Annotated in this window: 7 protein-coding genes; 5 read left to right on the top strand and 2 right to left on the bottom strand. The window is 60.7% G+C overall.

The window, feature by feature from the left end; genetic code table 11:
• Positions 1-145: 145 nt before the first annotated feature.
• A complete protein-coding gene (locus ACODSV_RS35260; RefSeq protein ID WP_024077489.1) occupies positions 146-2,584 on the bottom strand; it encodes a Lon protease family protein in 2,439 nt (812 codons plus the stop codon).
• A gap of 268 nt (positions 2,585-2,852) precedes the next feature.
• On the opposite strand from ACODSV_RS35260, the gene ACODSV_RS35255 reads away from it, so the two are divergent.
• The 5 genes from ACODSV_RS35255 to ACODSV_RS35235 all read left to right on the top strand — a co-directional run bounded on the left by ACODSV_RS35255 (position 2,853) and on the right by ACODSV_RS35235 (position 6,966).
• Positions 2,853-3,341 (top strand): DUF3015 domain-containing protein, encoded by a 489-nt coding sequence (locus ACODSV_RS35255; protein WP_016973832.1) that lies wholly within the window; start codon positions 2,853-2,855, stop codon positions 3,339-3,341.
• A 90-nt stretch (positions 3,342-3,431) separates the two neighbouring features.
• Positions 3,432-5,285 carry an Lnb N-terminal periplasmic domain-containing protein gene (locus tag ACODSV_RS35250; protein WP_150095256.1) on the top strand — a complete coding sequence of 618 codons (1,854 nt, stop codon included), beginning with the start codon at positions 3,432-3,434 and terminating at the stop codon, positions 5,283-5,285.
• A gap of 91 nt (positions 5,286-5,376) precedes the next feature.
• Complete coding sequence (locus ACODSV_RS35245) at positions 5,377-5,688, top strand: chorismate mutase (protein WP_024077491.1); 312 nt, start codon at positions 5,377-5,379, stop codon at positions 5,686-5,688.
• A gap of 353 nt (positions 5,689-6,041) precedes the next feature.
• Complete coding sequence (locus ACODSV_RS35240; RefSeq protein ID WP_150055988.1) at positions 6,042-6,398, top strand: hypothetical protein; 357 nt, start codon at positions 6,042-6,044, stop codon at positions 6,396-6,398.
• 70 nt (positions 6,399-6,468) lie between these two features.
• Positions 6,469-6,966: a GreA/GreB family elongation factor gene (locus ACODSV_RS35235; RefSeq protein ID WP_150055987.1), complete on the top strand. Its 498-nt coding sequence runs from the start codon at positions 6,469-6,471 to the stop codon at positions 6,964-6,966.
• Here ACODSV_RS35235 and gdhA read toward each other — a convergent pair.
• The gene (gene gdhA, locus ACODSV_RS35230) at positions 6,963-8,300 is read right to left on the bottom strand and encodes an NADP-specific glutamate dehydrogenase (RefSeq protein ID WP_024077494.1); all 1,338 of its coding nucleotides are present in this window, start codon (positions 8,298-8,300) and stop codon (positions 6,963-6,965) included. The genes ACODSV_RS35235 and gdhA overlap by 4 nt on opposite strands.
• Between the last annotated feature and the right edge of the window lie 359 nt (positions 8,301-8,659).

Here is an 8,659-nt window from a genome sequence, read left to right as displayed (position 1 = left end):
TTTTTGTGGCGAGCGGGCTTGCCCCGCGTTGGGCTGCGCAGCAGCCCCAGTAAGACCGCCGCGGTGTGCCAGTCAGGTTGCGTCGCTTGGTTTTGGGGCTGCTGCGCAGCCCAACGCGGGGCAAGCCCGCTCGCCACAAAGCCCATTAAGTCGGCTTGGCTTCCGCCAGTGCATGCTGCGCCAGCTCTTTCTCAGCCTCCTTCAAGTCCTCCTCGCTGATCATCTCGGCAATCGCACGCAAACGCTCGACCACCCGCGCATTCACCGAGCCCTCGGGGAATTGCCCTTCAGCGTCCGGCTCGCCGGCCGGCTCGCCCACCAGCAGGCTCAAGGCCTCATCCGCCTGACGCACCGCGTAGATGTGGAATTGCCCGGCACGCACGGCCTGCAACACCTTCTCATCGAGCATCAGCGTGGCGACGTTGGCCTGGGGAATGATCGCCCCTTGCTCGCCGGTCAAACCGCGTGCCTCACACAGGCGGAAGAAGCCTTCGATCTTCTCGTTGACCCCGCCCACCGCCTGCACTTCACCAAACTGGTTGATCGAGCCGGTGATGGCAAAGCACTGCTTGAGCGGCGTCTTCGACAGCGCCGAGATCAAGGTGCACGCCTCGCCCAGGGACGCACTGTCGCCGTCCACGTAACCGTAGGACTGCTCCAGCGCGATACTCGCGGAAATCGCCAGCGGGAATTCCTGCGCATAACGGCTGCCCAGGTACCCGGTCAGGATCATCACGCCCTTGGAGTGAATCGGCTGGCCGAGGTTAACTTCACGCTCGATGTCGACAATGCCGCTGCCGCCTGGGTAGACCGTGGCGGAAATCCGCGCCGGCACGCCAAACGCCGAATCACCGACCTCCAGCACCGTCAACCCGTTGCACTTGCCGACGGCCGCGCCGGCGGTGTCGATCAGGATCACCCCGGCGAGCATGTCGTCGAGAATCCGCGCCGACACCCGCCCGGTGCGCGTGGCCTTGGCCTTCAGCGCGCGTTCGATATGGCCGGCATCAGTCATCTCGTCACCCGCCAGGTGACGAATGAAATCCGCCTCGCTCACCAACTGGAACAAGTCACCAATGCGCGCCGACAACCGCCCCTGATGCTCCGCCAGCCGAGCACTGTAGGTAGCCAGCCGCGCCACCGCGTCCGACGTCAAGGGCGCCATGCCTTCTTCCGAGGTACGGGTTTTGAGCAACTGGGCGAACTGCTCCAGGCTTTCGTCGACCATCGGGATGTCTTCGTCGAAATCCACCAGGACGCGGAACATCTCCTGGAAGTCCGGATCGGCGTCCTGCAACGCGTAGTACAGCTGGCGTGAACCGATGATGATCACCTTGACCTGCAACGGGATCATCTGCGGGTTAAGGGTCACGGTCGCCAGGCGGCCCAGCTCACCCAGGGGCGACTCCATCTTCAGCTTGCGCGACTGCAGGGAACGCTTGAGGGCGTCCCACACAAACGGCTCGCTGAGCATTTTCTCGGCCTCCAGGATCAGGAACCCGCCATTGGCCCGATGCAAGGCCCCCGGGCGCAACTGGCGATAGGTGGTGTAGAGCGCGCCCTGGTCGGTGCTGTATTCAATACGGCCGAATAGGTTGTCGTAGGTCGGGTGCGGTTCGAACACCACCGGCGCGCCGCCATTGACCGGATGCCCCACCACCAGGCTCGGGCAGTACTGCTCTTCGAGCAGCTTGCGGGCCTGGGCGTCGGTCTTGGCGTCGTCCACCAATTGCTCGACCACGGTCTTCAACAAGTACACCTGCATGGCTTGCAGGTAGCCGCACACAGCGGCGTTCTCCGCGTACTTTTCCGACAACGGCGACAGCAACGGCTGGAGGGCCAGGGTGATGGTTTCTTCGTTGAACTGGCGCAGTTGGTTGTTGGACTCGCGCTTCCATTGCGGCAGGCTGGCCAACTCTTCGTTGAGGCGTTCTTCCAGTTCGGAAATATCGGTGTGGAAACGCTCGCGATCGACTTCCGGCAGCTGCGAGAACTCGGCCTCGTCCAGCGCCTTGCCGTCGAGCATAGGGGTGAAGGCGATGTTGGAGCTGTCGCGGTACAGCGCCACGTCTTTTTCCAGGGCCAGGCGTTCAATCACGTCCAGGGCCTTGTCGTAGCGCTGGTTGAAGGCACGGTCGATCGCACTTTTGCGCTGTTGGTACGTCGGGTGCTCAAAGACCGCCGGGAAGGTCGCCACCAGGTTGTCGATCAAGCCGTTGATATCGCTGATGAACGCCGCCGCGCCGCCCGCAGGCAGTTCCAGCGCACGCGGTTCGCGGGGCTCATCGAAGTTGTTCACGTAGACCCAGTCTGCCGGGGTCTGCAGGCGTTTGCCTTCGGCCTTCAGGTAGCGTTTGACGAACGAAAAGCGGCCGGTGCCCGGCTCGCCCATGACAAACACGTTGTAACCGGGGCGTGGCATGGCCACGCCAAACTGCAAGGCTTCAACCGCACGTTCCTGGCCAAGCACACCGCGAAAGGGCTCCAAGTCATTGGTGGTGGAGAAGCTGAACTGTTCAGCGGAGAAAGGGCGAGTCAGCGCTTCGGGCGCTAGACGCAGGCTGGCAGCAACAGGATCAGGCATCGGGCTTCCTTACATCAGGCGGGGCAGATGACGGCATTCTGGCTCCCGGTTGCGCGCTCTGGCAAGGCGCGCTTTTTGTGAAAGCCTGGACACGGCATGCGCCCTACAAAAAAAACGCGACAACTCTGATTGTTTTATAAAAAATCACGGAACCCCTGGAACCTGCCTAAACTCCAAACTGCGCGGGCCGGACTAATAACTGGCCCCTAAGGCGCTATGAAGTGCCTGAACCCTTGTCCATTGGTTTGCACACAAAGAGAAAAAAGCTATGAAACGGATCCTTCTCGGTACTCTCTTCACCGTCGTCTCCCTCAATGCAATGGCTGAAGCACCAGGCGGCCCGAACTGCGGTTGGGGCAACATGCTGTTTGAAGGCCAGCGCGGTACTCCAGCGCACTTCCTGGCGTCCACCACCAACGGTACTTCGGGTAACGCCACCTTCGGCATGACCTCGGGCACCAACGGTTGCAGCACCAACAGCGCCCTGACCTACGGCGGCAAGTCCTGGATTGCCATGAATGGCATGATGAACGAGCTGTCCGAAGACATGGCCAAGGGCAATGGTGAAGCACTGACCACCTACGCCGTGGTACTGGGCGTTGCCCCAGAAGATCGCGAACACTTCGCGGCCGTGACCCACGAGCACTTCCAGCAAATCTTCAGCAAGGCTGACGTCACCGCTGACGACGTGCACAACAACACCCTGGCTGTACTGAAAAGTGATGCCCGTCTGGCGAAATACGCTACCCAGGCTTAAGCTCGACCTGCCCGCGCCCTCCAAGGCGCGGGTTTTAATTTTGGACCCGCCCCCCCTTGGGTCTTACTTTTCCCGACTTAAGTTGCCCCTATGCTCAAACGCTTTGCCTGGATGGCACTCTTCGCCTGCGCCCCGCTGTACGCGGCCCCGCACATTGATGACCAACGTTTGCAGCAACTGGCCAATGATCCGTTCTGGTTGTCCCTGGGCCATTACGAAGCCGGCAAGATCAGCGGCTGGCGCAGCTATGTCAGCGACAAGAAGTTCTTCCTCGCATCCGATGGCGCCCACCACCCGGACGCCGAACTCAAGGCCACCGTTGAAGCGCTGTACGCTCCGGCCAGCCTGGGTGAAAAACACGCCCAATGCGTTTACCCCGCACGTACCCGCTGGCTCAAGGATCAGTTGCAACTGACCGACCTGCCCGCGCTGGACTGCACCGAATTCAAGCAATGGTTCAAGGATGTCGCCCCCCACAGCGCGGTGATGATCTTCCCGGCGGCCTACCTCAACAGCCCGTCCTCCATGTTCGGCCACACCTTGCTGCGCATCGACCAGGCGGATGTACAAAGCAACAACACCGCCCTGCTCAGCTACGCGATCAACTTCGGCGCCTATATCGAAGGCTCGGACAACAGCATCCTCTATGCCTGGAAGGGCCTGATGGGCGGCTACCCAGGCCTGTTCGCACTGGTGCCCTACCAGGAAAAACTCTCCGAATACCGCAGCCTGGAAAACCGTGACCTGTGGGAGTACCGCCTGAACCTCACTGAAGTCGAGACCAAGCGCATGGTCGAGCACGTGTGGGAACTCAAGCAGATCCAGTTCGACTACTTCTTCTTCGACGAAAACTGCTCTTATCGCCTGCTCGAACTGCTGCAAGTGGCCCGACCCGGCCTGCGCCTGACTGAACAGTTCCCGCTCACCGCGATCCCGACCGACACGGTCAAGGCGGTGAAAGAGGCCGGGCTGGTCGAGAAAATCGACTACCGGCCGTCCCGTGAGCGCGAGCTGCTCGAACGCGCCAAGCCGCTGGACCGCGATGAACAGCAATGGGTACTGAAAGTCAGCGATGACCAGAAGCAATTGCAGGAGCCTGCGTTCAAAGCCCTGCCCCGCGAACGCCAGGCCCTGATCATCGACGCCGCCTACCGCCTTGGCCGCTACCGCGCCAACGGCCTGGAGCGCGACACCGAACGCTCCCAGCGCAGCTTCGAATTGCTGCGCGCGATCAACCAGAACCCCGCGCCCGACCTGAAGGTCGAGCGCCCCGGCCTGCCCGAGAACGGCCACGAGTCGCGCACCTGGCAGGCCGGCATCGGTACCCGTGGTGACAAGACCTTCGGCGAATACGGCCTGCGCATGGCCTACCACGACCTCAACGACAACGCAGAAGGTTTCCCCCTCGGCGCGCAGATTGAAATCCTGCAAATGAAACTGCGCCAGTACGAAGGCAACCACTGGCAACTGCAGCAACTGGACCTGGCCACCATCCGCTCGCTGACGCCTCGCAACGCGTTGCTGCAACCGTGGTCATGGCAAGTCACCGGCGGCCTGGAGCGCGTACCGGGCAAACACGACGACGAAACCCTCGTGGCCCACGTCAACGGTGGCGCCGGTGGCACCTGGCAACTGAGCGATGACATGCTCGGCTTTGCCCTTGGCACCGTGCGCGTGGAACACAACAACGACTTCAGCGAAGCCATCTCCCCCGCTGCCGGCTTCAATACTGGCGTGCTGTGGAAAAACCCGCTGGGCAACCTGAGCCTGGAAGCCAAAGGTGATTTCTTCACCAATGGCGAAGTGCGCCGCAGCCTCAGCTTGAACCAACAGTGGGAACTGTCACGCAACCTCGGCCTGCGCCTGAGTGCCCAGCGTGAGTACAGTCACTTATCGACGCCGGTGAATGAAGTGATGCTTGAGGTGAAGTGGTATCACTACTGATTAAAGCCTGGCGATGCTCAAAAATGTGGCAGGGGATTGGCCCCCAGATTTTTTTGTTAGCATTGCCCGCACAATCAGGAGTTCACTCAACATGGCCGTTACCTGCACCACCCTTGAACAAGTCCGCGACAACATCGACCGCCTCGACCAGCAAATCGTCACCCTGCTGGCCGAGCGCGGCCGCTACGTCTCCCAGGCCGCACGCTTCAAAAAAGACACCGATGGCGTCAAGGCCCCGCAGCGGGTGGAACAGGTGATCGCCAAGGTGCGGGACCTGGCGCAGACCGTGGACGCCAATCCCGAGGTGACCGAACAGGTCTATCGCGCGATGATCGCGGCGTTTATACAGCAGGAATTGGCGGAACATGCGGTCCTGACAAAAGCGGCAGAGCCGCACAGCTAATCCAGTCAGTTAAGGCGGAACACTGAAACTGTGGCGAGCGGGCTTGCCCCGCGTTGGGCTGCGAAGCCGCCCCAATAAGGCCACCGCGTTTATCCAGGCATATTAAATCGCCAGGTTTTGGGGCTGCTGCGCAGCCCAACGCGGGGCAAGCCCGCTCGCCACAGGTTACTTAGTGTTTGCTCGTTCTATCTCTTAACTGACAGGCATTAGGGCTTGCCACACGGGCAGCGCTTCTCGTTGCCATCGACGTCATCCCCTACCGCCAACACATTTCTCACCGCCCTTTCACACCGCCCCGACAAATCCCTATCTAGACTTCCCGTATCAGCCGTGAAACGGCCAGGGAGCAAGCGATGTGGCGGTATGCAGTGATGCTGTGTGCAGTGGTGGTGATGTCGGGTTGCCAATCAACCCATCAGGAGTTGCTGGCCAAGGGGTATCCACCGGCATTTGCCGATGGTTTTGATGACGGTTGCAGCAGCGGTCGCCAGGCTGCCGGGGTGATCACCGGGGCATTTCGCAAGAACGTGCCACGCTATTTGAAAGACCGTCTGTATGCAGAAGGCTGGGAAGATGGTTTCCGCCAGTGCAAGGCCATGCGCGAAAACGAAGAGTTGCGTGACTACAAGGACAATCACTGGGATGAACGCGAGCGCGCCTGGCAGCAGGAGAAAGACCGCGACGCGGGCAGGGCTTATCGCTCGCAATAGGTCGCTTTCAGATATCCATCGAAACTAAAGCGCGGCGACCATGGCCCAAGCTCCATAGAGGGAGAACGTCATGAGCCGAGCTTTTGTAAACGAAGACAACGCAGCCGCCCAGGCCGATCTGCCGGTAGAACGCCAGGTCAGCGCGCAACCCAACCGCCTCACCGCGCAAGGGTTGGCGCAGTTGCAGACCAAGGTCGCGCAGTTGCAGCAGGCCTACAGCATCGAATCCGCCAAGGGCGAACAGGCCGACAAGCAGCGCCAGGCTGACCTTGAGAGGGATTTGCGTTATTTCAACCAGCGGGTGCAGAGCGCCCAAGTGGTTGCGCCGGCCACCTCCACCGACAAGGTACAGATCGGCAGCTGGGTCACCTTCGCCAATGAACAGGACCAACAACAACGCATCCAGCTGGTGGGCGAAGACCAGGCCGATGCCCACGCTGGGTTGATCAACTGGGGTTCGCCCCTGGGCCGCGCCTTGCTCGGCGCCCAGGTGGGCGACGAGGTAGTGTGGCAGCGCCCCGTCGGCGACCAGTTGATCGAAGTAGTGCTTATCGAGCCCGAAGCCTAGACGATGCCCTGCGCCAGCATCGCGTCGGCAACTTTCACGAAGCCCGCGATGTTTGCACCCTTCACGTAGTTGACTCGGCCGTTCTCCTCACCGTAATGCACGCAGGCGTGGTGGATCGACTGCATGATGTTGTGCAGCTTGCTGTCCACTTCGCCAGCGGTCCATAGCAGGCGCATGGCATTCTGCGACATTTCCAGGCCACTCACCGCCACGCCACCGGCATTGGACGCCTTGCCAGGGGCGAACAGGATGCCCGCCTCGATAAAGATATCCACAGCCTCCAACGTCGCCGGCATATTGGCGCCTTCGGCCACGCAGATGCAGCCGTTGCGCAGCAGGGTGCGGGCCGCTTCGGCGTCGAGTTCGTTCTGGGTGGCACAAGGCAACGCGATATCGCAGGCCAGCTCCCAAGGGGTTTTGCCTTTGCGGAATTCCAGGCCAAAGCGTTCGGCCAGTTCACTGATACGACCGCGCTGGACGTTTTTCACTTCCAGCAGCGCCAACCATTGTTCCTCGGTCAAACCGCTTTCGGCGTACAGGGTGCCTTCGGAGTCGGACAGGGAGATCACCTTGCCGCCCAGGTCCATGACCTTGCGCGCCGCGTATTGCGCCACGTTGCCAGAGCCGGACACCGCCACGCGCTTGCCTTCAACCCGCAGGCCGTCGCGCTTGAGCATTTCTTCAGCAAAGTACACACAACCGAAACCGGTGGCTTCAGGGCGGATCAGGCTGCCGCCGTAGGTCATGCCCTTGCCGGTCAGCACCGAGGTGAACTGGTTGCTCAGGCGTTTGTACTGGCCGAACAGGAAACCAATCTCGCGAGCGCCCACACCGATGTCGCCAGCCGGAACGTCCACGTCCGCGCCGATATGGCGGTACAGCTCGCTCATGAACGCCTGGCAGAAACGCATGACTTCAGCGTCGCTCTTGCCCTTGGGGTCGAAGTCCGAGCCACCTTTACCGCCGCCCATGGGCAACGAGGTCAGGGAATTCTTGAAGGTCTGCTCGAAGGCGAGGAACTTCAGCACGCCCAGGTTTACCGACGGATGGAAGCGCAGGCCGCCCTTGTAGGGGCCGATGGCGCTGTTCATCTGGATGCGGAATCCGCGGTTGACCTGGACCTTGCCGTGATCATCCACCCACGAAACCCGAAAGGTAATCGCACGCTCCGGCTCGCAGATGCGCTCCAGGATGCCCGAAGCCAGGTAGTGAGGATTGGCTTCGAGAAACGGCCACAGGCTGCGCAGGACTTCTTCTACCGCCTGGTGGAATTCCGGCTGGTCGGGGTCGCGTTTTTTGAGGCGGGCGAGGAAGGATTCGACGGATTCGATCATGAAAAGTCTCGGCAAATTGATTGTTTTTGAATGAGATTGAGCCGGACTTTATCAATTCATGTCGCACCGCGACAGGGCAAAATGTCGCCTTTGTGAATTTAAATGGTGCATTAGATATAAATAAACCGCGAAAACGGGGATTTTTCGCACTTAAAAAGGGATTTCAAAGTCCGGTTATGCACCAACAGGAAAACAGCTATCGGGTGGAGGCGTGCCCTAACGCCGGTAGGAGCGAGCTTGCTCGCGAAAAACGTCAACGATAACGCGTACTTCCTGAATCAACGCGGCGCCTGTGCGTTTTTCGCGAGCAAGAACTAGGCGTCCCCCTCGCTCCTACAAAAAAGCCTTAACTGACTGGC

It is taken from the genome of Pseudomonas sp. FG86 (assembly GCF_057808775.1).
This window is presented reverse-complemented; position numbering and strand designations above follow the sequence as displayed.

Bases quoted from the DNA above. Each gene is read 5' to 3' on its own strand.
- ACODSV_RS35240 (WP_150055988.1), top strand. From the start codon at position 6,042: ATGTGGCGGTATGCAGTGATGCTGTGTGCAGTGGTGGTGATGTCGGGT.
- ACODSV_RS35260 (WP_024077489.1), bottom strand. From the start codon at position 2,584: ATGCCTGATCCTGTTGCTGCCAGCCTGCGTCTAGCGCCCGAAGCGCTG.
- gdhA (WP_024077494.1), bottom strand. From the start codon at position 8,300: ATGATCGAATCCGTCGAATCCTTCCTCGCCCGCCTCAAAAAACGCGAC.
- ACODSV_RS35255 (WP_016973832.1), top strand. From the start codon at position 2,853: ATGAAACGGATCCTTCTCGGTACTCTCTTCACCGTCGTCTCCCTCAAT.
- ACODSV_RS35250 (WP_150095256.1), top strand. From the start codon at position 3,432: ATGCTCAAACGCTTTGCCTGGATGGCACTCTTCGCCTGCGCCCCGCTG.
- ACODSV_RS35245 (WP_024077491.1), top strand. From the start codon at position 5,377: ATGGCCGTTACCTGCACCACCCTTGAACAAGTCCGCGACAACATCGAC.
- ACODSV_RS35235 (WP_150055987.1), top strand. From the start codon at position 6,469: ATGAGCCGAGCTTTTGTAAACGAAGACAACGCAGCCGCCCAGGCCGAT.